The sequence below is a fragment of the Microbacterium tumbae genome (genome assembly GCF_054780175.1).
The window spans coordinates 668,369-691,588 of record NZ_BAAGWV010000001.1 but is presented as its reverse complement, the minus strand read 5'-3'; the positions used below and the strand labels follow the sequence as shown (position 1 = coordinate 691,588).

The following is a 23,220-nucleotide window of genomic DNA, read 5'->3' as shown; positions in this document are numbered from 1 at the left end:
CATAATTGGAATTATGCACTGATGTACTGTTTCGATACTGTTTCGTATTGATGACAGTGTTGTTCGCAGGCAGACCGGCCCCGTTTTTCCGGGCATCGGAGGCGCGCGGATCGCGTCGCAGCCCGATGAATCTGCACACCGTCCGTCAGAGAAAGGACCCCTATGGCCCTCCGGCACGCGATCCTGGCAGCCCTCTCGCGAGGCAAGCCCAGAACCGGCTACGACCTGAACTCCAGCTTCAATGACGTCAACGACCGTGCATGGCACGCGAGTCCTTCGCAGGTCTACTCGGAGCTGACGAAGATGGAGAAGCTCGGGCTCATCGACATCAGCGAACGCAATGAGCGCGGTCGCACGAGCTACATCATCAATGAGGAAGGCTTCGAAGAACTGCGTCGTTGGCTGCTGCATGACCAGCCCGACCACGGAGTGCGCGACGATGCGATGCTGCGACTGCTGAACCTCTGGACCCTCGATCGAGCAGACGCGAGGTACCTGCTCGACGCCGAGGTCACCGTCCAGCGTCAACGGCAGTTCAGCCTGACGCACCTCCTGTCGAACTGGGAGGAGGAGCGTGAAGACTATGACAGCCCGGTATGGCGCAGCCGGCGCGCTCTGTACACGCTGTGGCTGAGGCAGACGACGTTGACCCTCGAATGGCTCGATGAACTGCGCGTCGTGCTCGAGCACCCGGAGATCTCTGTGCCCGATGCGCTCGAAGAGGCCGTGCCCCGGCGTGCGTGACACGCACGGAGACGACCCCATCGAATGACATGGCTCACGCGTTGATCGTGCTCAGATCCTCTGCTGTCCGGCCATAGCCCGGTGTCGTGTAGCGCCGGGTCCATTCGGCTCCGTCGGCGAGCAGTTCGCGCCAGGGCGCTACCTCGACATACAGCACCCGCAACGAGTTCAGGGCGGCGTGGTGCAGTGCCTCGCCATCGGTTGAGACCGCATCCTCCGGCACCGCGATGTCGAAGTTCTTCATCATGCCGGTGCGCGACGTGGTCTCCACGCAGACGTTGGTCTGCAGTCCGGCGATGATGAGCCGGTTCACATCGAGATTGCGCAGGATCGGGTCGAGGTCGGTGTTGAAGAAGGCATCCCACCGATGCTTCTCGATCACGATGTCGCCGGGTTCGGGGCGCACGGCGTCGAGCACCTGCGCCCCCCAGTCCGCGTCCTCCCCGATCGGGGACCCCTCGTCGCTCCCTGCGGAAGACGCCAGCAGGCGACGCATGCTCGGCGTCATGTCCGCTCCGTCGGCCCGTGAGGTCTGGCGGGTGTAGATCACGGGGGTGTTCTGTGCTCGCGCCGCCGCAAGCAGCGCGGCGCACTCGGCGACGACCTCGTCGAAGTTCCAGATCGGAGGCCAGCCCAGAGCGCTCCGTCGCTCCTGCTGCAGGTACATGTTCTGCATGTCGATCATGATCAGCGCTGTTCTCGAACTCATCTCAAACCCAATCTCGTAGTGTGGCTCAATAGTCCAATACTGTTATATAGTCCTTTAGGTTACGTCGGTATTACTTCCAGGAGGATCAACGTGTCGGATGCGATGACCATCGACGGCACGAGCCCTCGCAGGAAATGGGCGATCTTCGCTGTCCTGGCCGGAGCCGCTGCACTGACGATCCTCGACGTGTCGAAGCTCGGCATCGCCCTGCCCGCGATCCAGACCGATATGGGAGGCGACCCCGCGACCGTTCAGCTCATGCTCGTGGGCTACACCCTCGCCTACGCGGCGATGCTGCTGCCGGCCGGTCGTGTCGGCGACGTCCTATCCCGCCGCCTGGTGTTCCTGACCGGCATGATCGTCTTCGTCGCATCGAGCATCGCCTGCACCTTCGCGCCGACCATCGAATGGCTGGTCGCCGCGCGCGTGGTCGAGGGGCTGGGCGCAGGTCTGCTCATGCCGCAGGTGCTCGGTCTCGTCCAGCGGGTCTTCCCCGCCGGAGAGAGAGCGAAACCCCTCGCTGCGCTCGCCGCGATCACATCCCTCACATCGCTCGCGGCCCCGGTGCTGGCAGGGTTCATCATGGATGTCGCCGGCGATGAACTGGGCTGGCGGCTGCTCTTCCTCGTCAGCGTGATCGCGGGAGTCGTCATCCTTCCGTTCGCGTTCGCGGTCGTGTACGAGCCTCCCGGCGTACGGCGCCGCGGATACGACACGATCGGCACCGTGCTGCTCGTGGTCGGCGTCATCCTCACGATCGGTCCGCTCAGCACGATCTCAGGAGGCGGACTGCCCTCTCCGTGGGTCTTCGCAGGCGCCGGTCTCGGAGTCCTCGTCATCGCCGTGTTCCTGGCGTACGAGCGTCGCATCGGCGCACGGGGCGGGGAGGCGCTCGTCGACCCTGCGCTGTTCCGGCTTCCGCACCTCCCCGCCGGAGTGCTCATCTCGGGCTGCATGCACGCCGCCGCCACAGCGGGGACGCTGATCGTCACGATCGCCCTGCAGCAGCTCACTCAGCTGTCGGCCTTCGAGACGGCGATGTGGATGCTGCCGGCGGCCGCCGCGAGCCTTCTCGGCTCCTGGATCGCTACGCGGGTGTCCTCGACGAACGGGCATGTCGTCGCGGTCGGGACGGCGGCGGGCGCGCTCGCGCTGGCCGCGAGCGGGCTGGTGTTCGGTGTCGCTCCGGCGTCCGCCGTTCCTCCGCTGATCTGCGGCCTGCTCTGCATCAGCGCGTTCGGATCGGGCTTGTCCGCGCCGGCGAATCAGGCGCGGACTCTGCTCCATGCGCCGGGTCACCGCTCCAGCGTCGCCGGGTCGCTGATCCAGTTCGCGCAGCGCACGGGGTCGGCCATCGGAATGGCTCTCGCGCTCATCATCTACTACGCCCTCTACTCCGAGATGAGCTTCGCCGGACGACCGGCCTCCGGCGCGATGTGGGCGCTTTGGGCGGTCAGCGTCTTCCTCATCGGGGCCACCGTGATCGCCGCGGTGGATCGAGTCCGCGCCTCGGGTGCCGCTCCCGGGCGGATGGGCCCGGATGAGCGGCTCTCCGGCGACGTCGCCCGCTCGATGCGCGTCTAGGGGCTGGAGCGTTCGGGGCATCGCGATCCTCGCCCATCCGTGGGAGCTCGCGGAGCAATTTTGAGAATGATTCTCATGCGCGATATCCTGACGGTATGAAGAAGACCGTCGCCGCCCTGGCTCTCGCATCCGCATCCGCACTCGTCCTGGCCGGATGCGCGCAGAACCCCGCGACCGGCGACGGCGGGGGCGGGGGCGACGCGTTCCAGATCGTGGCCTCCACCGACGTGTACGGGCAGATCGCCCAGGAGATCGGCGGCGACGCGGTCGAGATCACGGCGATCATCGACTCGCCGACGAAGGATCCGCACGAGTACGAGCTCACCGCCCAGGATCAGCTGCAGGTGAGCAAGGCCGACCTCATCATCCGCAACGGCGGCGGCTACGATCCGTTCATCGACTCGGCCATCGAGACGAGCGGCGTCGAGGCCCCGATCATCACCGCCGCGGAGTTCTCCGCCGAATGGCCGGGCGACGAGGAGGACGGCGACCACGATCACGCCGATGAGGACCACGCGGACGAGGATCACGCCGAGGAAGAGGGCGAGCACGCCGAAGGTGAGGAGCACGACCACATCGAGGGCTTCAACGAGCACGTCTGGTACGACCCCGACGCCGTCGAGCAGGTCGCCTCGGCGATCGCCGACGAGCTCTCGGATGCGCTGCCCGACGAGGCGGACGCCATCCAGTCGAACCTGGACGCGTTCACGTCCGGCGTCGAGGACGTCCGCGGCTCCCTCACCGCGATCGCGGAGGCGCACGGCGGCGCGACCGTCTTCGTGACCGAGCCCGTGCCGCTGTACTTCACCGCCGCCGCAGGCCTTGAGAACGTCACCCCCGAGGAGTTCAGCGAGTCCGTCGAGGAGGGGCAGGACGTCCCCCCGGCGACGATGCTCGAATCGCTGGACCTCCTGACCCCCGGCACGACGGACGTCGTCATCGTCAACGCGCAGACCGGCGGCGCCGAGACCGATCAGGTCACCGAGGCGGCCGAGTCGGCAGGCATCCCCGTGCTCTCCTTCAGCGAGACGCTTCCGGACGGCAAGACCTACCTGCAGTGGATGCAGGACAATGCAGACGCCCTCGCCGGCGCCTTCTCCTGAACGCAGGGAGGGGCGTCGCCGAAGCCGCGCTAGGGTGAGCGAGTGAGTCGTCCCCCCTCTCTCGCGCAGGAGACCGTTCCGCTCCGCATCCGCGACGCCGCTCTGCGCCGTGGAGGACGAGAGCTGTGGGCCGGGCTCGACCTCACCGTCGAGCCCGGCGAGCTCGTCGCCGTCCTCGGGCCGAGCGGCTCGGGCAAGACCACGCTGCTCCGGTCCATCCTGGGGCTGGAGCGGCTCTCGTCCGGCAGCGTCACCGCGCTGGGCGAGGAGGTCCGCCGGCCGGGGAACCGCAGGATCGGCTACGTCCCCCAGCAGCGGCCCCTCCCCCGCGACACGGCCCTCCGCGGCCGGGATCTCGTCCGCCTCGGCGTCGACGGGCACCGCTACGGCTTCCCTTTCCCGCGCCGCGGCGAGCGGGAGCGCGTCGACGAGCTCATCGATGCGGTCGGCGCCAGGGGCTTCGCCGACCGCCCCGTCGGGCTCCTCTCCGGAGGGGAGCAGCAGCGGCTGCGCGTCGGCCAGGCGCTCGCCGGGGATCCGCGGCTGCTGCTCTGCGACGAACCGCTCACGAGCCTCGATCTCGCCAACCAGCGCGCCGTCGTCGGGCTCATCGACCGGCACCGCCGGGAGAAGGATGCCGCGGTGCTGTTCGTGACGCACGACATCAACCCCGTGCTCGGCGCCGTCGACCGCATCCTCTACCTGGCGAACGGGCGTTTCACCCTCGGCACCCCGGACGAGGTGCTCACCTCCCGCGTGCTCACCGAGCTCTACGGCGCCCCGGTCTTCGTGCTGCGCGCCGGCGACCGCCTCGTCGTCGTCGGAGCCCCTGACGCCGAGGAGCAGGCCCACCACCATCACGAAGGCGAGAAGGCGTGAGCTGGTCCGACATCGGGGACGCGATGTTCGGCGGCGTCGCCGATTACGCAGAGATCCTCGCGCTGGTGGGCAACTCGGTCTGGGCCGGCGCGGTGCTCGGGATCGTCGGCGGGCTGATCGGGGTGTTCGTGATGCAGCGCGACATGGCCTTCGCCGTGCACGGCATCAGCGAGCTCTCCTTCGCGGGAGCGGCCGCCGCTCTCCTGATCGGCTTCGACGTCGTGACCGGGTCGATCGTCGGCGCGATGATCGCCGCCGTCCTCATCGGCTGGCTCGGCGCGAGGGCGCGCGACCGCAACTCGATCATCGGCGTGCTCATGCCCTTCGGCCTCGGCCTCGGCATCCTCTTCCTCTCGCTCTACAGCGGCCGCAGCGCCAACCGGTTCAGCCTCCTCACCGGTCAGATCGTCTCGGTGCAGACCGCGCAGCTGACCTGGCTGCTCGTCATCGGGGCCGTGGTGCTCGTCGCGCTTCTGCTCATCTGGCGTCCGCTGCGATTCGACTCGCTCGATCCGCAGTCCGCCGCCGCGAGGGGCGTCTCGGTGCGCTGGGTGTCGCTGGCGTTCATGCTGCTGCTCGGACTCACCGTCGCCGTCGCCGTGCACATCATCGGGGCGCTCCTCGTGCTCGCGCTGCTCGTGACCCCGGCCGCGGCGGCGATGAGAGTGGCGAGCGGACCGCTGTCCGTGCCGCTGCTGGCGGCGCTGTTCGGCGTGGTCTCGGCCGTCGGCGGCATCCTGCTCGCCGTGGCGGGAACGCTGCCGGTGAGCCCCTACATCACGACGATCTCGTTCGTGATCTACCTGGTGTGCCGGGTGGTCAGCGCCCGGCGGGACCGGGTCACGCGCGGCGCCTGAACGCCGCATTTCGCGGATCCTCATGACGGGATCGCCGGCTCTCAGCCCGCGGCAAGCCCCGCGGCCTAGAATCGACGGTATGGTTCAGCGGAACACCTGGCAGCGGGAGCGCGTGCGCGACGCGCTCTCCGACGCGCGCGGGTTCGTCAGCGCCCAGGCCCTTCACGCGACGCTGCGGGACGAGAACACCGGCATCGGACTGGCCACCGTCTACCGGGCGCTCGCCGGCCTCGCCGCGTCCGGAGACGCGGACTCGCTGCAGAGTCCCGAGGGGGAGGCGCTGTACCGTGCCTGCTCCACGCAGGGCCATCACCACCACCTGATCTGCCGGTCCTGCGGGCTGACCGTCGAGATCGAGGCCAAGGACGTCGAGGCGTGGGCGCACCGGACGGCGGCGCTGCACGGCTTCTCGGAAGCTGCGCACGTGGTCGACATCTTCGGCCTGTGCACCCCCTGCGCCAAGAAGAAGCAGGCGCAGGAGACGGCGTGAGCTCGCCGACGACCGTCCGCGCATCGAAAGGCTCAGCGAACGGAACGCCGACGGGCAGGGGGCCCGGCGGGGGGCATCGCCCTCGTCGCTCCCCGCTGATCGGAGCGGCCGTCGGCGTCGGCATCCTCGCGGTGCTGATCCTCATCGACCGCTTCGCGCCCGCACTGTTCGCGGATGCCCTGCCGGACCGCCTCCAGGACGGGCTGACCCTCTCGCTCAGCGTCCTCTTCGAAGCTCTGCCGTTCGTCGTGCTCGGCGTCGTCCTGTCGATCGTCGTGCAGGTGTGGCTGCCCGCCGATGCGGTCCAGCGCTGGCTGCCGCGCCGCGCGTGGGCGCGCCGTGCCGTGCTCTCCCTCCTCGGGATGCTGATCCCGGTGTGCGAGTGCGGCAACGTCCCGTTCGCCCGCGGGCTCATGATGCGCGGCCTCGCGCCCGCCGAGGCCATGACGTTCCTCATGGCGGCGCCGATCGTCAACCCGATCGTCATCCTCACCACGCATGCCGCGTTCGGGTGGGACGGCGGCATCCTCGTCGCCCGCCTCGTCGGCGGCTACCTCATCGCGAATCTCATCGGGTGGATCTACAGCAGGCATCCTTCGCCGGACGCCCTCCTCACCGAGCGCTTCATCGCGACATGCGACCGAGTGACCCATGAGCACGGCACGCCCACCAGGCGCAGCCTCACGCAGTTCCTCATCGAGCTGCGCGCGGTCATGCCAGCCCTCGTGATCGGCTCCGCGCTCGCCGGAGCGGTGCAGGTGCTGATCCCGCGCGAGGTGCTCCTCGCGATCGGGGCGAACCCGGTGCTCTCCATCCTCGCGATGATGGCGCTGGCGATCACGGTCGCGATCTGCTCGAACGTCGACGCCTTCCTCGCGCTGTCGTTCGCCTCGACGTTCTCCTCCGGAGCGCTCATCGCGTTCCTGCTGGTCGGTCCCCTCGTCGACCTGAAGATGCTCGCGCTGCTGCGCACGACCTTCACCGCGCGCACCCTCGCAGGGCTCGTCGGCATCGTGCTGCTGTCGGCCTTCGTGATCGGGATCGGGGTGAACGTCCTTGTCTGAGCGCGCTCGCGCCCTCGGCGCCCGATGGCTGGGCGTCGGGCTCGCCGCGGTGATCGCGGTCGTGACCCTCGGCCTCGCGGTCACGGGTCGGCTCACCCTCTACATCGCCCCGGAGTCGGTGTGGTTCGCCGGCGCCGGAGCGGTCGTCGTCCTCGCGGGCGCGGTCTGGGCGTGCACCCTCCCGCTCGGCGAGGAGCTGGACCACGACCATGACCACGGCACCGCGGACGCCGCCTCGTCGACGAGGCGCACCGCCGCGACCGTCGGCGCGGTCGCAGCCGGCGTCGTCGCGACCGGCGTCGTCGCTGCAGCTCTCGTGCTGCCGCCCGCGTCGCTCTCCGTGGAACTGGCGATGTCCCGCGCGGACACCGCCGCGACGCTCTTCGCCGGCGCGGACTCGATCACCCTCGGCGTCGCCGACACCTCGACCTTCGGTGTGGGGGACTGGGCGAGCGTCTTCACGACCGCGACCAGGCCGGAGAGCTATGACGGGTCCTCCGTCGCCCTGACCGGCTTCGTCACGCCGGCGGCCGACGGCGGCCTGGACCTCACCCGGATGGTCATCACGCACTGCGTGATCGACGCGCAGCCGGCATCCGTGCCGATCGTCGCGACGGCGTCCGACTTCGGCGTCGGGCAGTGGGTCGAGGTCACAGGGACGGTGCGCGCCGAGGCCGACGGCACCCTGCGCGTCGAGCCGACGGACATCGTCGCGATCGACGAGCCGGGGGATCCCTATGAGTACTGACTCCCCCGCGCCGCGGACCAGGGCGGAGGCCCGCGCGCTGCGCGACGCCGCGGAGGCGGCCGCGCATGCGGCGGTGGAGCGCGGGGCGGCCGAGCGCGCCGCCGCCGGGGGTGCTGCGCCCACCCATGTCGAGCAGGTCGATGCGGATGCCGAGGCGCCGGTCGGGTCGGAGGCGGTGACCTCGGGCTCCGAGGCGGCGCCGCCCGGTCCCGTATCCCGCCCGTCCGCTCCCGAGACATCTCCGGAAGGCGAGGAGGAGGATTCCCCCTCGCCTTCCTCCGGGGAGGCATCCGAGGCGTCGGACGACGGCACCGGATCGGAGACCTCGCCTTCGAGGCGGGGGAACGCCGAGACCGTCGGAGCATCCGAGTCCTTCGGCGCCGTAGGCGCTCCTCCTGAGGAGGCGCCGGAGGGGGATCCGCGACCGCGGGACGCGAGGGGGCCGCAGGCGGAGAGCGGCGTGCGGAAGGCATCGCCCGCCGGGAGCGGCGTCCGCACGGGTGAGCAGACAAGGCGCAGGTTCGGCATCCCGCTCGTCGCCGTCCTCGGCATCCTCGCCCTCGTCGGAGGGGTGCTCGCCGGCATCAGCCTGTTCCAGGGACCGCGCCTGAGCGGGGTCCAGGTGGATGCCGTGCAGGCGATCGAGGTCTCCGGGAGCAGAGTGATCCTCACCAGCAACGAGGCGCTCTCCGAGATCGATCCGGCCCAGGTCACCGTCACCCCCGACGTCCCCTTCACCGTCGACGCCGCCGGCCGGAGCATCGGGGTCCGCTTCACCGTCCCTCTGGACGACGCCACCGAGTACACCGTCAAGGTCGCAGGAGTCACAGGGACCGGCGGAGGGCCCGTCGCCGACCTGCAGACGGCCTTCACGACGCCGGCGTCCGAGGTCTTCCTCCTGACGCGCGATGCGGAGCGGGACGACAAGATCTTCCGCACGGACCTGAGCGGCGAGCATCCGACCCTCGTCTACGCGCACGAGCGGATCGACGACTTCCGGGCGACGTCGACGCAGCTGGTCGTCGCCGTCGAGGACGACGAGGTCTCCCAGGTGCTCGTGATGAATCGCGACGGCAGCGATGAGCGCGAGCTCGAGCTCCCCGGCGACGGCTTCGTGACCGGCGTGCAGGTCTCCGATCGTGGGGGACTGGTGGGATACAGCTACTCGGACAAAGAGCTCAGCGACACGAGCGGCCGGGCGAGCGTCCTCGTCACGCAGCGCCTCGACGGCACGGGCGAGCCGCGCATCGTGGAGGTCGCGGGAGAAGAGGCGAGCGTCGCCGAATGGCACTTCGTCCCCGATTCCGCGGCCGTCCTGTTCATCGACTTCGCCGGCGCCCTCGCTCTGGAGGACCTCTCCGGGGATGCCGGGATCCAGGCGCTCGGCACCGCGATGACGATCCAGGGCGTCAGCCGTGGCACGTACACCGCGATCATCGAGCGCACCGACGGGTCGGTGGTGGAGCTGAATCTGGCCGACGGCTCCGAGACCCCGCTCGCGGCATCCGACCCCGACTACGGCACGGCGACGACGATCACGCCCTATCCCGGGGGGACGCTTCGCCATGTCGTGGCCCGCGACGAGAACGGCTTCCCGACCGGCCAGGCCGTGGTCAGGGTGACCGACGACGGCGAGGCGACGCCGCTCGTCGAGGTGCCGAGCACCGATTCGATCCTGCAGACCTGCGCATCGCCGAGCGGGCAGTACGCGGCCGTCGTCGTCGCCCCCGATCTGACGGACAATCCCTACGACGACCTGCTGGCGCCCCTGCCGCAGACCCTGCACACCCACCTCATCGACCTGGAGACCGGGGACGAGCTCGTCGCGCTCACCGGCTTCGACATCTCCTGGTGCCCGTACGGGCCGGTCTACTGAGGGGCGGGGCGTGCTGACGGACCCGGCGCTGCACCGCGCCACGCGGACGGAGCTGTCCGGTCTGCCCGTCCAGGTCGCGCCGCTCCTGCTCGGCGGGGTGCTCCGCACGGAGGTCGGCGGCCTCTCCGTCGCGCTGCGCATCACGGAGGCGGAGGCCTATCACGGGCACGGCACCGGCGACGTCCCCGACCCCGGCTCCCATGCCCGGATGGGCCGCACCGCCCGCAACGCCACGATGTGGGGCGAGCCGGGGCACCTGTACATCTACCTCAGCCACGGCATCCACTCCTGCGTCAACATCGTGTGCGGTCCTGACGGCATCGCGGGCGGTGTGCTGCTGCGCGCCGGTGAGATCGTCGAAGGGGAGGACACGGCGACGATGCGCTCGGGCAGGAGCGGCCGCGACCTGGCGAGGGGCCCCGGCCGCTTTGGGCAGGTGTCGGGGCTGCGGCATCCGGTCCACGACGGGATCGACGCGGTCATGGGGCACGCCTTCGCCGGCGCGATCGCCGAGCTGTGGCTCGGCGATCCGCTCGCCGCGGTGGCCGCCGGTCCGCGCGTCGGCGTCGCCGGAGTCGCCGGGACGGAGGCCTTCCCGTGGCGCTTCTGGATTCCCGGAGACCCCACCGTGTCCGCGTTCCGGTGGGGACGCGGAGCCCAGGAGGCATCCGCGTCGTCCCGGGCGAGCGGAGCGAGACGAAGGATGCTAGACTGACTCCTTGTCTGTGCACGCTCCTGTGCGCAGTTCGCGTGCCGTCCGGCCCTGCGGGATCGGCTGGCGCGCAGACAAGGGATCTTGGGTGGGGCCGTCCGGCCTCACGGTACTGAAGGAGTACTCATCATGGCAGCAGTGTGCCAGGTGACTGGAGCTGTTCCCGGCTTCGGTCACAATGTCTCGCACTCGCACCGCCGGACGAAGCGCCGCTTCGACCCGAACGTGCAGAAGAAGACCTACTACGTCCCCTCGCTCGGTCGTAAGATCACGCTCAACGTGTCCGCCAAGGGCATCAAGGTGATCGACGCCCGCGGCATCGAGAAGGTCGTCGCGGATCTGAAGGCGAAGGGTGTGAAGCTCTAATGGCCAAGAAGGCTCAGGACATCCGTCCGATCATCAAGCTGCGTTCGACGGCGGGCACGGGGTACACCTACGTGACCAAGAAGAATCGTCGCAACACCCCCGACCGTCTCGTGCTGAAGAAGTACGACCCGGTGGTCCGCAAGCACGTCGAATTCCGAGAGGAGCGTTGATCCATGGCTAAGAAGAGCAAGATCGCGCGCAACGAGCAGCGCAAGGTCATCGTCGAGCGCTACGCCGAGCGTCGCGCAGAGCTGAAGAAGACGCTCGTCGACCCGAACGCGACCGACGAGGCCCGTGAGGCTGCTCGCGTCGGCCTGCAGAAGCTGCCGCGCAACGCGTCGCCGGCCCGTGTCCGTTCGCGCGATGCCATCGACGGCCGCCCCCGTGGCGTGCTGACGAAGTTCGGCATCTCGCGCGTCCGCTTCCGCGACATGGCGCACCGTGGCGAGCTGCCCGGCGTGACCAAGTCCAGCTGGTAAAGCACGCTTAATGAAGAAGGCGGGGTTCCTCGGAACCCCGCCTTCTTCATGTCTGCGGTGTCTCGCCCTCGGCCCCTGCCGCACGACGATCGTTGCGCATCGGAATCAGGAGCGCTGATCGCCGACGGTGAGGCCGGCCGTGGCCTCTGACTCGGATCGCTGCAGTCGCTCGCGCACGGCAGCGCCGGTCTCGCCTTCGAAGCGTCTCCCCCACCCGCTGAAGATCGCGATCAGCATGACCGCGGTGAGTACCAGCGGGTAGATGGCCACTCCGAAGATCGAAAGGGGTGAGAGCGCCGGAACCGTATCGCCGTACCCCTGCGTCAGCTGGCTGGAGATGAGCAGGAAGATGCTGCCCAGCGGCACGATGACGCCGAGGCCCATCGTGAAGCAGTCGACGATGTTCGCCCGCCGATAAGGATGAAGCTGAACCTGCGCACCGATCCGGTCCGCCACGGGGCCGAACATCAGAAGCGCCGGGCTGTTCGCACCGGCGAAGAGCGCCGTCGTCACGACCGCTCCCGCTCCGATCGTGAGCTCCGCGCCCATCGGCGTGCGCGTGAGGGGCAGCCTCCCCAGAAGAGCGACGAGCTTGTCGAACGTGCCCGCCCCCTGCAGCACGCCGATCATTCCGAAGACGACCACGCAGAGGCCCACGAGCGGCAGTGCGGTGGTCACTCCGTCGATCAAGAATCCGCCTGCGGCGCCGTCTTCGACCGAGATCACGTCGGCCGGCGTGAGGACGCCGGAGAGCAGGCCGGTGATGACGCCGCCTGATACGCCCACGGTGACCGCGAGGAAGATGTCCTTCTTCCAGACGGCGACGATCAGGAGCAGCGCGATGGGCAGGATCATGATCAGGCTGAGCGGGTTCCCGGCTTCCATGCCGCCCGACGCGGCACGCCCGCCGGACGTCATGATTCCGATGACGGCGAACAGTGCGGCGCTGATAGCCGCAGCGACGAGTGCGTAGGGAGCGCGCGAGCGCACGACGCCGCCGACCTCCGCCACACCATCGCGTCGGCGATACTGCTGCGTGGAGGCGGAGACGATCGTCGTGTCGGAGATCGGCGCGAGGTTGTCGCCGAAGAGCGCGCCCGAGAGGACTGCTCCGGCGAGGAGGAGCGGATCGGCCCCGAGCAGCACACCCGCCGGATAGAAGATCGGGAAGGCGGTGAACATCGTGCCCAAGGAGGTGCCCGTCGCCATCGAGATGATGCACGTGACGATGAACGTGATCAGCGCGAACAGCTCGACGGGAAGCCCCGTCCCCTCGGCGAGCCAGATGAAGCCTCCGGCGACATCGGCCCGTCCGATCATCGCGGCCACGACCGTGACGGCGAGGAGGATGACGATGAGCGTCACGGAGCCTCGCGAGGAGACTCCGGTGACGACCCACTCCCAGAAGCGGGGGTATGACTTCGCGAACAGCGCCGCGACGAGCAGCCCGACCAGTCCCGACAGCGTCAGCGCGTTCAAGTCGATGACCTGCAGGATGAGGAAATAGATCACGACGCCGAGGACGAAGACGAGCGGCGCGATGAGGGCGCCGAGCGGACCGATCCTGAAGATCAGGGGGGACGGGGCGGGCGGCGCATCGCGCTGCGGGGGAGAGCCGGCGGATGTCTCGCGGTCGGTGACGGGCATGGATGTCATAGCAGATCGGACTCCTGAGTTCGGTGGTGCGCGGTGGGTGTTGCTTTCTGTCGGGATCGGTGGTGATGCGAAGGCGTCAACTCAAGCCAGACGCGGGACGCCGAGGCCTCGCGCGAGCGCGTCGATCAGGCCGTCGACGATGCGTTCTCCGATCGCGGAGTGCGGAGCGAACTCTGCCGTTCCGTGCACGGCGCCGCGGTGGAGGTGCAGTTCGACGCCGACCCCCGCGTGGAGGAGATCGCGCGCGTAGTGGAGGTTGTCGTCGCGCAGCGGATCGATCTCCATGACGGCGATGTACGCCGGGGGGAGGCCGGAGAGGTCTCTCGCTCGTCGTGGCACGGCGTAAGGCGGCACGTCGACCGCATCGGGCCCGGGATATCCCTCGCCGAGATAGTGACGCCAGCTGTTGAGCGCGGTCTCGCGCGTCACCACCGGAGAGTCGACGAAGTGATTCATCGAGTGGGAGAGAAGGCGATCGTCGACGGCGGGGCTCAGCAGGAGCTGGAAGGCGATCGCCGGTCCTCCCTCGTCGCGGACGCGGAGGGCCAGTCCCGCCGCCAGGCCGCCGCCCGCGCTCGAGCCGCCAACGGCGATGCGGTGCGGATCGACGTTCAGGGCATCGCTGTGCTCGTGGAGATGGCGCAGGACGGCGATGCAGTCGTCGAGCGGACCGGGATACGGCGTCTCGGGGGCGAGACGGTATTCGACGCCCGCCACCGCTATCCCGAGGGTGCGTACGGCCTCCACGCAGAAGTAGTCGAAGTCCTGCGCACGGCTCAAGACGAATCCGCCACCGTGCATGGCGACGAGCACAGCGAGCGGACCGGAGGCATCGGCGGGCCGGATGAAGCGGATCGGCACATCGGGAGCGCCGTCGAGCCCGGGCGCCATGATGGTGGTGATCTCGACGCCCGGCGCCACAGCGGCGATCGGAGCGGTCCCGATCCCCCCGGTCAGAGCGCGGGCCGCCTCCACATCCTTGAGATCGATCGTCGGGACGCCCTCGAGGATCGTGGCCAGTTCCGGATCGAGGTTCGGATAGATGCTCATGAGCACGTCGCTTCCCGCTCGCTCAGCGACGGTGAATGGAGACAGGAAGGCATACTTGGTTCATGGATGACATCGATCGCGCAATAATCGACCAACTTCGACTCGATGGGCGACAGTCCAACCTCGAGCTGGCGAATACGGTCGGGCTCACTCCGTCGCCGTGCATGCGACGTGTGAAGCGACTCGAAGCGGAGAAGGTGATCGTGGGTTACCACGCATCGTTCGCTCCTGCAGCGATCGATCGCGGGTTCGAGGTGCTCGTGGCCGTGAAGCTCGCCGACCAGTCGCCGCCGACGACGCGGAGCTTCGAGGCCGCGCTGATCGCGTGCGATGAAGTGATCGAGGTGCGGCGGATGTTCGGCTCTCCCGATTTCGAGCTCGTCGTCGCGACCAAGGACGTCGAGACGTACGAGAAGTTCCTCAGCACGAAGCTGCTGACGCTTCCCGGGATCGGAACGATCCGCTCGCGGTTCCCGATGGCGACTCTCAAGTCGCACTACACTCCGTCGCGAGCCCGCTCGCTGTGAACTCCGGAGACTGAGGGCCACCGCGGTCACGGGTGGATCCGCTCGCCTGCCGTGGTGAGCGCTTCGTCGAGGATCGCGAGCGCGTGATCGATCTGCTGCTCCGTCGTCGTCAGCGGCGGCGCGATGCGGAGGATGCTGTTGACACCGGGAACCTGCGCGATGTTCAGATGAAGCCCGCCCTGGAGACATGCCGCGGTGACGGCGGTGCCATACGCGTCGGCCGGCTGCTTCGTCTCTCGATCGAGCACGAGTTCCACACCCTGGAAGAAGCCGCGGCCCCGCACGTCGCCGATGCGCTCGTGGCGCGTCTGCAGCTCGAGCAGCCCGGCGTGCAGGCGCGCACCGAGCTGACGCGACACCGCATCGAGCTCCTCTTCCTGCAGCGTTCGGATCACCGTCAGCGCCACCGCCGCCGCGAGCGGGTCGGACGTGTGCGTGGTCGTGAACAGGAACCCGCGGTCGTGGCAGACGGCATCGATCTCCTCCGTCGTCACGACGGCGGCCACCGGAAGACCGGCTCCGAGCGTCTTGGACAGGGTGAGGATGTCCGGAACGATGTCGCCGTACTCGAACGCGTACCAGTCGCCCGTGCGGCACAACCCGGTCTGCGCCTCATCGATGATGAGCAGCATCCCACGCTCGTCGCACTTCCGCCGAAGCTCGGCGAAGTACCCTTCCGGGGGTGCGATGAGTCCACCCGTGCCGAGGATCGGCTCGGCGATGAAGGCGGCGAGACTCCCCACCGACTGCCGGTCGACCATCGCGAACCCGAAGTCGAGCTCGGTCTTCCAGTCGTGCCCGCCGTCGGCGTCCCGGAAGACCGACCGGTAGGAGTTCGGCGTGGGGATGATGAGGTTGCCGGGTGCGATCGGGCCATACCCCACGCGCGAGACGCTGTAGGTCGCCGCGCCCGCTGCGTGCGTCGACCCGTGGTAGGACTGGTCGAACGTCACGATCTCGTGCTTGCCCGTGTACAGCTTCGCCATCTTGATGGCGGCCTCGTTGGACTCCCCGCCGGTGCTGAGCACCATTGACTTGCTCAGGGATGCGGGGAGGGTCTCGGCGAGTGCCGCGGCGAGATCGACGACCGGTCGGCTCAGCATCCCGCTGAAAAGGTGGTCGAGCTCCCCGATCGACCGCGACACCGTCTCTACGACGGCGGGGTGCGAGTGGCCGAGCAGCGAGCTCATCTGACCCGAGGTGAAGTCGAGGATCTCGCGCCCGGTCTCGTCCCAGAGGACCGACCCTGCCGCACGCTCGATGATCGTCGGCACGAAACCGCCCGGGCCGTACTGGATCACGTGGCGCCGAGCCGTATCCCAGAACTGCTCAGGAGTCTGACGGGCCGTTGGTGTCAGGTGCGGGGAGATGAGGGTCATTTCTGGCTCTTTCGCTCGATGTGGAAAGCAATGTTATGCCAACAAATGCGAACAGAAATTGCGCGAATTAACCTGCCTGATACATTTGCGAAAATAGATTGCGGACTAGGCCCGAAATGCACAATCTTTCACCTAATCATGGCGAGCATGTGGCCCCTCGACGCCGTCAGGAGCGTGGTTGTCTCTTTGGTGCGCGAACCGGAGGAGAACGCGCGAACCGGAGGAGCGGATGCTGGATTGGGTCCTCCGTTTCGGGCGAAGTCCTCCGGTTCGGGTGTTGGTTAAGTGCTTATCCGTGAGCGCTGTCCGCGTCGCCGCGTCACCTGCCCTGCACCGTGAGCACGCCGACGTGCGTTATCCGGAAGGACCGTGGATTCCGGGAGTCTTGTCCTGCGCCGAGCATGCCGGGTGGGCGATGCTCGGCCGATGGACGTGATTTCGAAGCTGGGGAACCTCGGTGGCGTGGCGCAGGTCAGCGCGTTGCTTGAGGCGGGAGCGACGCCGTATGACCTGCGGCGGGCGAAGAGCGAGGGGGCTGTGTACAAGGTCCGAAACGGATGGGTCGCTCTTCCCGGCGCCGATCCCATGCTGGTGACCGCCGCGCGCCGGGGTGTGGTCCTCACCTGCGCCACGCTGGCCGCCCGGCGAGGACTTTGGGTGCGCGACGCTGTGACGGTGCACGTCGGCGCCTCCGCCCACGCGGGGCATGCCCGCCCCGGCGACGCGATCGTGCACTGGAACCGTCCTCTGATACCCCGGAGACCCGGCGCGGTCGAGGACTCCCTCGTCGATGCGCTGGTGATCGCCTCTTCGTGCCTCGGACATGAGGATGCACTGACGCTGTGGGAATCCGCACTGCGCAAGGGCGCGGTGCACGCGGAGCAGATGCGCAGGCTCCCCCTGCCGGCATCGGCTCGGCGGATGCTGGCAGACGCCCGACCATGGTCCGACTCGGGCTTGGAGTCGATCGTGGTGCATCGTCTCGGCTGGCTGAAGCTGCCGATCACGCAGCAGGTCTGGCTGTATGGGCACTGGGTCGATGTCGTCGTCGGAGAGCGCCTCGTGATCCAGATCGACGGCGGGCATCATGTCGGCGCTCAGCGTTCCGAGGACATCGCCCATGATGCGCTGCTCACGCTGCAGGGATATCACGTCATCCGGATCGGCTACGACCAGATCATGAATCACTGGACCGAAGTCCAGGCGATGATCATGGCGGCTGTCGCGCAGGGTCTGCACCTGGCATGAGTCGGTGGGCACTCGGCCGCGATTGCCCGGAAGCACGCGGTCGCGATTGCCCGGAAGGGGACATCGGAAGGGGAGGGGATCACCCGAAGGGGAGGAGCGAATGCCGTGAATCGGTCCTCCCCTTCGGGCGAACTCCTCCGCTTCGGGTGTTGGCGTGAGCGAGAGAGACGGCGAGTTGGCGTGAGCGAGAGAGACGGCGGGGTGGCGTGAGCGAGAGAGGCGACCGGGGGTATCGACGGGCGTCGAGACCACGGAGCAGTCCCGCCCGCATCCGCTCACCACTCCACGGGTGCCGTGACGTGTCCTTCCGCCCAGTCGAGGGCATCGTCTGCGATCTCCTCCCAGCCGTCCTGGCTGACCAGGCGGTGGGTGCGGCCGGGGTACTCCTTGTAGTCCACGATCGACGGGCTGCCCGTCCCCCGGTACTTCGCGACGATGGCCTCGCCGATGGCCGGCGGGACCACATGATCGATCTCACCGGTGAGGACGAGGAGCGGGGCGCGGTCCGTCCGGCCGTAGTCCACATGGGTCACGCCGCCCTTCTCGTTGAACGCCGAAGCCACCCCCTCGAAGAAGACCCGATTGTAGGAGTTCACGGCGAACTCCTCCCAGAGATGATCGGATGCTTCGCGGGGGAGGTCGTTGCCGAAGGTGAAGTGGAAGTGCCGCTTCGAAAGCGGCTTGGCGCCATTGCGTCCGAAGGGGTTGGAGAGGATCGGCGTGCCGGTCCACAGCGTCGACAGCGGAAGCGTCGTGATGCCTGCGGTCTGTCCGGGCGCGACGGCGACATAAGCCGCTCCGACCCCGCGGTCGGCGAGCATCTGGGTGATCACGCCGCCGAAGGAGTGTCCCATGATGATCGGCTTCTCGGGGAGGGCGCGGATGATGCGCTCGTAGTGGTCGACGATCTGCTTCAGGCCGATGCCCTTCAGCGCGGACGGGTCGCGGCGGATGTCCTCGACGCTGCGGTCGTCGATCCCGGGCCAGCCGGGGATGATCACCTCGTGGCCACGGGCGCGGAATCGCTCCGCCCAGGTGTGCCAGCTGGCGGGGGTCATCCACAGGCCGTGGATGAGGACGATGGGGGCCTTGGTGCTCATTGCATCTTCTCCTTGTCCGAGCCCCCGGGCGGGAGCTGCGATATGCTGATAGTAGACCGAACGTTCTATCTAATGCAATGTATTCCCCGGAACGGAGATCGTTCGAGAACGTGCCACGATGATTCAGGGAGGGACACTCATGAGCACCCCGTACGGCAGCACCAGGCCCAGCGCGGCGCGCGCTCGTCTGCTGGACGCCGCGACGCGCCTCTTCTACGAGGAGGGCATCCACTCGGTGGGCATCGACCGCATCATCGAGGAGGCCGGCGTGACCCGCGCGACCCTCTACAAGCAGTTCGCGGGCAAGGAGAATCTGGTGTTGGCGTATCTCCGGGGCGAGGATCAGCAGCTGCGAGGCCTGTTCGATGCGGCGACCGCCACGACCTCCGATCCTGAGCTGCTGCTCTCGGCCGTCGTCGACGGCATCACCGCTGATGTCACCGAGCGCCACACCCGTGGCTGTCCCTTCATCAACGCCGCCGCCGAGTATCCGGACGCGTCCGGCCCCGTCCGCACGCTCATCGCCGAGCACCGGGAGTGGTTCCGCTCGACCCTCCAGGCGCTTGCGGAGGCGGCAGGACTCGAGGATGCGGCGGATGTGGCGTCATCCCTCGTGCTGCTCCGGGACGCCGCCCTCGTGGGCGGCTATCTCGACGGGCCGACGCCGTCCTTCGCGCGCAGTGCGCGCACCATCATCGACGCGCATCGCCCTGGCTGAGCGTCGCCCCGAGCCCCGAGCCCCGAGCCCCGAGCCCCGAGCCCCGAGCCCCGAGCGTCCGCCGCCCGCGCCCACCCGAACCGCGCCCACCCGCGCACGCGCACGCCCGCGCCCTCCCGAACCGCGCCCGCGCGCGGCGGATCCGGAGGAGAACGCACGATCCGGAGGAGGCGAAGTCCGCGTTCGATCCTCCCGTTCGCGTGAAGTCCTCCCGTCCGGGCGAGGCGCTGCGAGCGTCGGAGCTGTTACTGGAGTGACGAAAGTGGCGCGACACGCCAGGGAAACACCCAAAACCCGCGAAATGACGCGGAAATGTCGGCCAACGTTGATACATTCGAGGCGGTCGACCGACCAACGGGGGGCAGTTGCCCCTCCGTCCCACAACAACGCGACGGGATCCTCGTCGCTGGAGGATGACATGGCTGACAAGTCCATCACCAAGACCGAGCTCGTCGCGAGCATCGCTTCCGCCACCGGCCAGAGCCAGGCCACCGTCTCGGGTGTCCTGGACGCGCTCTTCGGCACCGTCTCCGACGCCGTCGCCAAGGGCAGCAAGGTCTCGATCCCGGGCTGGATCTCGTTCGAGCAGGTCGCCACGGCCGCCCGCACGGGTCGCAACCCGCAGACCGGCGCCGAGATCAAGATCCCGGCCGGCAAGCGCGTCAAGGTGACCGCCGGCTCCAAGCTCAAGGCCGCCGTCAAGTAAGACCGCTTCCTTCGCCGAAGGCCGTTCCCGTGAGGGGGCGGCCTTCGCGCATTCCGTGAAGCATCCGACGCGTAGGCTGGAGGGATGAGCGCGCAGAGGACCACCGCGTACCGCGTCGCCGGTGTCACGATCCTCCTCGCAGCCGCCGGCATCTCCGTCGTCGCGGCACTGATCTACGGCGGCGCCGCCGACCCTCTGCAGCTGAGCGACTCCGGACCGATCGTCCGCTGGGGTCTGCCCATCGTCAAGGTGCTGAGCAACGTCGCGGGCTCGGTGATGCTGGGATCCCTCGTGCTCGCGCTGTTCGCGCTGGGAGCCGGCGGGAAGCCCTTCGAGCGCGCCCTCGACATCGCGTCCGTCGGCGCCGCGGTCTTCACGATCGCCTCCGGCGCCGGGGCGTTCCTGAACTTCATGCTCGTGTTCAACCCGACGCTCAGTGCCGACCCGCTGTTCGGCGAGCAGCTGGGCAACTTCCTGCTGAACATCCCGCTCGGCCAGGCGTGGTTGATCACGACGCTGATGGGCGCCGTCGTCACGATCCTCGCCTTCGCCTGGCGGACGTGGACGCCCGCGCTCCTCACGGCAGCCCTCGCCGCCGCCTCCTTCCTCCCGCTGGCGACGCAGGGGCACTCCGGAGATCTCGCTGGGCACAACGTCGCGGTCAACTCGATCCTGCTCCACATGATCGGCGCGGCGGTCTGGCTCGGCGGCCTCCTCCTCGTCGTGCTGCTGAGCCGCACTCCCGGCCTCGACACGACGGTGCTCGTCCGGCGCTACTCCTCGGTCGCGCTCGCCGCCTTCGCGGTCGTGGCGGTCTCGGGCCTCGCGCGCTCCGTGGTCGCGCTCGGGTCCTGGAGCGCCCTGGCCACGCCCTACGGCGGCATCCTCCTCGCGAAGGTCGTCCTCCTCGTGGCGATGGGCGGCCTCGGCGCCTGGTACCGCACGCGACTCATCCCGAAGCTCGAGGGTGAGCGCGCCGCGCGGTGGTTCTGGATGCTGGTGCTCTGCGAGGTCGCGCTGATGGGCCTCGCCTCCGGCGCCGCGGCCGCGCTCGCCCGGACGGAGCCGCCCGCAGGGGACACCGCCGCGATCGTCCGGACTCCCGCCGAGTATCTCACCGACTCCTCGCTGCCGCCGGAATTCACCATCGACCGCTGGTTCACCGAGTGGGACATCGACATCCTCTGGCTCGTGGCCGCCGGATTCGGCCTCGTCTTCTACCTGGCCGGGGTCCGGCGCCTCACGCGTCGCGGCGATCGCTGGCCGATCCATCGCACGGTGTTCTGGGTGCTGGGGATGCTGCTGCTCGTCTGGGTCACCGGCGGACCGCTCAACGCCTACCAGGACTATCTCTTCAGCGTGCACATGCTGGGCCACATGCTGCTGACGATGGCGATCCCGCTGCTGCTCGTCTCCGGCAGCCCGATCACCCTGGCGCTGCGCGCGATCGACAGGCGCGACGACGGGACGCGCGGAGGCCGGGAATGGATCATGTGGGCGGTGCACTCCCCGTTCGCGCGGATCGTGACGCATCCCTTCGTCGCCGCGGCGATCTTCGTCGCCTCGCTCTGGGGCTTCTACTACACCGATCTGTTCCGCTGGTCCATGTACGAGCACCTCGGACACGAGTGGATGGTCGCCCACTTCCTCATCTCCGGGTACCTCTTCGTCATGAGCCTGATCGGCGTCGATCCGGTGCCCTACCGCCTGCCCTATCCCGGACGTCTGATCACCCTGATCGCGGTGATGGCCATGCACGCGTTCTTCGGAATCGCGATCATGATGCAGTCCGGGCTGATGGTCGCGGAGTGGTTCGGCGCGATGGGGCGCACATGGGGTCCGACGCCCTTGGAGGATCAGTACATCGGCGGCGGCATCGCGTGGTCGATCGGGGAGATCCCGACGCTCATCCTGGCGATCACCGTGGCGATCCAGTGGAGTCGCGACGACACGAAGGTGCAGCGCCGCCGCGACCGGCATGCCGACCGCACCGGCGAAGCCGAGCTCGAGGAGTACAACGCCCGCCTCGCTGCGATGGCGGAGCGGGACAGACGGGCCGAGGAACGCGCGAGCCGCTGATCCGGCCGCCACCGCGCACTGAGACGGTGTCCTGCCGGGGATGGGCGAGGAGAGATCAATCCGGATCGGACTGCGAGGGCGACCCGACCCTGATCGACGCGGACCCGTCGGCGAGGATCGTGATCGTGCCGTCCACCTGGAAGGGCACGTCCTCCGAGACGTGCTCGATCGAGCCGTCGAAGAGCGAGACGATGTCGACCTCGACGTGCGCCGTGGCATCCGTCGCCGGGATGCGCCACGAGGCGCCGTCCGGCTCGACCGTGACCTTCGGCTGCTGGGAGATGCTCCAGGTGGGCACACCGTCGATGCGGTTGCTCACCTCGAAGCCGAAGGGGCACGCGGTCGGCTGCAGCACCTGCTGGGTCGTGCACTGCGCGAGGAACTCCTCGACGCGCTGCTGCACGACGCCGACGAACTCCGCCGTCGCGGTCGCCTGGACCTCCACCGGCGTCGACGTCAGGGGGGAGTCCGCGAGGACGCTGACGCCGGGGGACTCCGAGATGGCGGTGTCGACGGTGAGGGAGTACACCCCAGGGGTGAAGACCAGCAGGGGCAGCGCGTCGAGGGGGTCTGCCGAGCCTCCTGCGGCGGAGACCTGTCCCCGCTCGACCCTGAAGCCGTTCACGGAGAACTCGTCCGCTCCGTGGAGCGTCAGCTGGACCGCGGCCAGCGGGCTCTTGCTGAAGCGCCAGCGGGGGGCGACGCCGATCCAGCCGTCCTGCTCCACCTGGAAGGTGCTGGTGCCCTCATGGCCGTTCGCCCGGTAGGACACCGTCACGGCGGTGACGCCGTCGGAAGTCTCCTCCGACTGGACCTCCACGTCCGTGAGCGGCGCGAGCGCGGTGCTGCGCAGCAGCGCCTCGGATGCCGCGGGGTCGATGCCGGCCGCCTCGAGGGCCGCTCTGTCGACCGCGACGCCGGGAACCTGCAGGGCGTCGGCGGCGCTCCCCGCCGACAGCAGGGAGAGATAGCGCTCCACGAACGAGGCGGGACTGTAGAACTGCTGGTACAGCGTCGTCCCGGCCGCCCCGAGGGCCGCGATCAGCAGGACTCCGATCAGCGCGAGCATCGACAGGTCGGCACCGAGGCGGATCCGCCGGGGTGTCGTCGTCGCAGGCCGCTTCATGGCGTCAGTCTAGGAGGGCG

The 23,220-nt window shown here is 68.8% G+C and carries 24 protein-coding genes and 1 pseudogene; 19 read left to right on the top strand and 6 right to left on the bottom strand.

Translation table 11 applies throughout. The annotated features are described in order from the left end of the window. The first annotated feature begins 162 nt into the window (after nt 1-162). Nucleotides 163-744: a PadR family transcriptional regulator gene (locus ACYVGQ_RS03255; RefSeq protein WP_460783084.1), complete on the top strand. Its 582-nt coding sequence runs from the start codon at nt 163-165 to the stop codon at nt 742-744. A 34-nt stretch (nt 745-778) separates the two neighbouring features. Here the strand turns inward: ACYVGQ_RS03255 and ACYVGQ_RS03250 are convergent, their stop codons facing one another. After that, on the bottom strand, nt 779-1,453 hold the full coding sequence (locus ACYVGQ_RS03250; protein ID WP_460783083.1) for a cysteine hydrolase family protein: 675 nt from the start codon (nt 1,451-1,453) through the stop codon (nt 779-781). Nucleotides 1,454-1,543: 90 nt separating this feature from the next. On the opposite strand from ACYVGQ_RS03250, the gene ACYVGQ_RS03245 reads away from it, so the two are divergent. The 12 genes from ACYVGQ_RS03245 to rpsN all read left to right on the top strand — a co-directional run bounded on the left by ACYVGQ_RS03245 (nt 1,544) and on the right by rpsN (nt 11,611). Continuing rightward, nucleotides 1,544-3,037 (top strand): MFS transporter, encoded by a 1,494-nt coding sequence (locus ACYVGQ_RS03245; protein WP_460783082.1) that lies wholly within the window; start codon nt 1,544-1,546, stop codon nt 3,035-3,037. 95 nt (nt 3,038-3,132) lie between these two features. Further along, nucleotides 3,133-4,140: a metal ABC transporter solute-binding protein, Zn/Mn family gene (locus ACYVGQ_RS03240; protein WP_460783081.1), complete on the top strand. Its 1,008-nt coding sequence runs from the start codon at nt 3,133-3,135 to the stop codon at nt 4,138-4,140. Nucleotides 4,141-4,182: 42 nt separating this feature from the next. Beyond that, nucleotides 4,183-5,019, top strand: a complete 837-nt coding sequence (locus ACYVGQ_RS03235) for a metal ABC transporter ATP-binding protein (RefSeq protein WP_460783079.1) — start codon at nt 4,183-4,185, stop codon at nt 5,017-5,019. Next, nucleotides 5,016-5,876 carry a metal ABC transporter permease gene (locus tag ACYVGQ_RS03230; protein WP_460783077.1) on the top strand — a complete coding sequence of 287 codons (861 nt, stop codon included), beginning with the start codon at nt 5,016-5,018 and terminating at the stop codon, nt 5,874-5,876. The genes ACYVGQ_RS03235 and ACYVGQ_RS03230 overlap by 4 nt, the downstream gene beginning before the upstream one ends. 79 nt (nt 5,877-5,955) lie before the next feature. Beyond that, nucleotides 5,956-6,366: a Fur family transcriptional regulator gene (locus tag ACYVGQ_RS03225; protein WP_460783076.1), complete on the top strand. Its 411-nt coding sequence runs from the start codon at nt 5,956-5,958 to the stop codon at nt 6,364-6,366. A gap of 95 nt (nt 6,367-6,461) precedes the next feature. Further along, nucleotides 6,462-7,430, top strand: a complete 969-nt coding sequence (locus ACYVGQ_RS03220; protein WP_460783916.1) for a permease — start codon at nt 6,462-6,464, stop codon at nt 7,428-7,430. Next, entirely contained in the window at nt 7,423-8,178 is a 756-nt protein-coding gene (locus tag ACYVGQ_RS03215; RefSeq protein ID WP_460783075.1) for a TIGR03943 family putative permease subunit, read from the top strand. Before ACYVGQ_RS03220 ends, ACYVGQ_RS03215 begins: the two co-directional genes overlap by 8 nt. Next, nucleotides 8,168-10,054 (top strand): TolB-like translocation protein, encoded by a 1,887-nt coding sequence (locus tag ACYVGQ_RS03210; protein WP_460783073.1) that lies wholly within the window; start codon nt 8,168-8,170, stop codon nt 10,052-10,054. Before ACYVGQ_RS03215 ends, ACYVGQ_RS03210 begins: the two co-directional genes overlap by 11 nt. 13 nt (nt 10,055-10,067) lie before the next feature. Then, on the top strand, nt 10,068-10,769 hold the full coding sequence (locus tag ACYVGQ_RS03205; protein WP_460783915.1) for a DNA-3-methyladenine glycosylase: 702 nt from the start codon (nt 10,068-10,070) through the stop codon (nt 10,767-10,769). A 126-nt stretch (nt 10,770-10,895) separates the two neighbouring features. After that, nucleotides 10,896-11,132, top strand: coding sequence for a 50S ribosomal protein L28 (rpmB, locus tag ACYVGQ_RS03200; RefSeq protein ID WP_120226966.1), 237 nt, complete (start codon nt 10,896-10,898; stop codon nt 11,130-11,132). Then, nucleotides 11,132-11,302 (top strand): 50S ribosomal protein L33, encoded by a 171-nt coding sequence (gene rpmG, locus ACYVGQ_RS03195; RefSeq protein ID WP_045250846.1) that lies wholly within the window; start codon nt 11,132-11,134, stop codon nt 11,300-11,302. The genes rpmB and rpmG overlap by 1 nt, the downstream gene beginning before the upstream one ends. A 3-nt stretch (nt 11,303-11,305) precedes the next feature. Next, on the top strand, nt 11,306-11,611 hold the full coding sequence (gene rpsN / locus ACYVGQ_RS03190) for a 30S ribosomal protein S14 (protein WP_264156413.1): 306 nt from the start codon (nt 11,306-11,308) through the stop codon (nt 11,609-11,611). Between the two features lie 105 nt (nt 11,612-11,716). Here the strand turns inward: rpsN and ACYVGQ_RS03185 are convergent, their stop codons facing one another. Further along, nucleotides 11,717-13,267 (bottom strand): Na+/H+ antiporter NhaC family protein, encoded by a 1,551-nt coding sequence (locus tag ACYVGQ_RS03185; RefSeq protein ID WP_460783072.1) that lies wholly within the window; start codon nt 13,265-13,267, stop codon nt 11,717-11,719. Between the two features lie 81 nt (nt 13,268-13,348). After that, nucleotides 13,349-14,317, bottom strand: coding sequence for an alpha/beta hydrolase (locus ACYVGQ_RS03180; protein WP_460783070.1), 969 nt, complete (start codon nt 14,315-14,317; stop codon nt 13,349-13,351). Nucleotides 14,318-14,352: 35 nt separating this feature from the next. On the opposite strand from ACYVGQ_RS03180, the pseudogene ACYVGQ_RS03175 reads away from it, so the two are divergent. Then, a pseudogene (locus tag ACYVGQ_RS03175) lies at nt 14,353-14,508 on the top strand (Lrp/AsnC family transcriptional regulator); the annotation flags it as partial. Nucleotides 14,509-14,520: 12 nt separating this feature from the next. After that, nucleotides 14,521-14,844, top strand: coding sequence for an Lrp/AsnC family transcriptional regulator (locus ACYVGQ_RS03170; RefSeq protein WP_460783914.1), 324 nt, complete (start codon nt 14,521-14,523; stop codon nt 14,842-14,844). A 26-nt stretch (nt 14,845-14,870) separates the two neighbouring features. Here the strand turns inward: ACYVGQ_RS03170 and ACYVGQ_RS03165 are convergent, their stop codons facing one another. Continuing rightward, nucleotides 14,871-16,223 (bottom strand): aspartate aminotransferase family protein, encoded by a 1,353-nt coding sequence (locus ACYVGQ_RS03165; RefSeq protein WP_460783069.1) that lies wholly within the window; start codon nt 16,221-16,223, stop codon nt 14,871-14,873. Nucleotides 16,224-16,649: 426 nt separating this feature from the next. Between ACYVGQ_RS03165 and ACYVGQ_RS03160 the strand changes: the two genes are divergently transcribed. After that, nucleotides 16,650-17,471, top strand: a complete 822-nt coding sequence (locus ACYVGQ_RS03160; protein ID WP_460783068.1) for an endonuclease domain-containing protein — start codon at nt 16,650-16,652, stop codon at nt 17,469-17,471. Between the two features lie 275 nt (nt 17,472-17,746). Here ACYVGQ_RS03160 and ACYVGQ_RS03155 read toward each other — a convergent pair whose 3' ends face one another. Next, nucleotides 17,747-18,571: an alpha/beta hydrolase gene (locus tag ACYVGQ_RS03155; RefSeq protein ID WP_460783067.1), complete on the bottom strand. Its 825-nt coding sequence runs from the start codon at nt 18,569-18,571 to the stop codon at nt 17,747-17,749. A 139-nt stretch (nt 18,572-18,710) separates the two neighbouring features. Between ACYVGQ_RS03155 and ACYVGQ_RS03150 the strand changes: the two genes are divergently transcribed. The 3 genes from ACYVGQ_RS03150 (at nt 18,711) to ACYVGQ_RS03140 (ending at nt 22,074) form a co-directional block, all read left to right on the top strand. Further along, entirely contained in the window at nt 18,711-19,289 is a 579-nt protein-coding gene (locus ACYVGQ_RS03150; RefSeq protein WP_460783066.1) for a TetR/AcrR family transcriptional regulator, read from the top strand. Nucleotides 19,290-19,707: 418 nt separating this feature from the next. After that, nucleotides 19,708-19,995, top strand: coding sequence for an HU family DNA-binding protein (locus ACYVGQ_RS03145; RefSeq protein WP_067348124.1), 288 nt, complete (start codon nt 19,708-19,710; stop codon nt 19,993-19,995). Nucleotides 19,996-20,079: 84 nt separating this feature from the next. Further along, a complete protein-coding gene (locus tag ACYVGQ_RS03140; RefSeq protein ID WP_460783065.1) occupies nt 20,080-22,074 on the top strand; it encodes a cytochrome c oxidase assembly protein in 1,995 nt (664 codons plus the stop codon). Nucleotides 22,075-22,129: 55 nt separating this feature from the next. Here the strand turns inward: ACYVGQ_RS03140 and ACYVGQ_RS03135 are convergent, their stop codons facing one another. Continuing rightward, the gene (locus tag ACYVGQ_RS03135; RefSeq protein ID WP_460783064.1) at nt 22,130-23,200 is read right to left on the bottom strand and encodes a hypothetical protein; all 1,071 of its coding nucleotides are present in this window, start codon (nt 23,198-23,200) and stop codon (nt 22,130-22,132) included. Between the last annotated feature and the right edge of the window lie 20 nt (nt 23,201-23,220).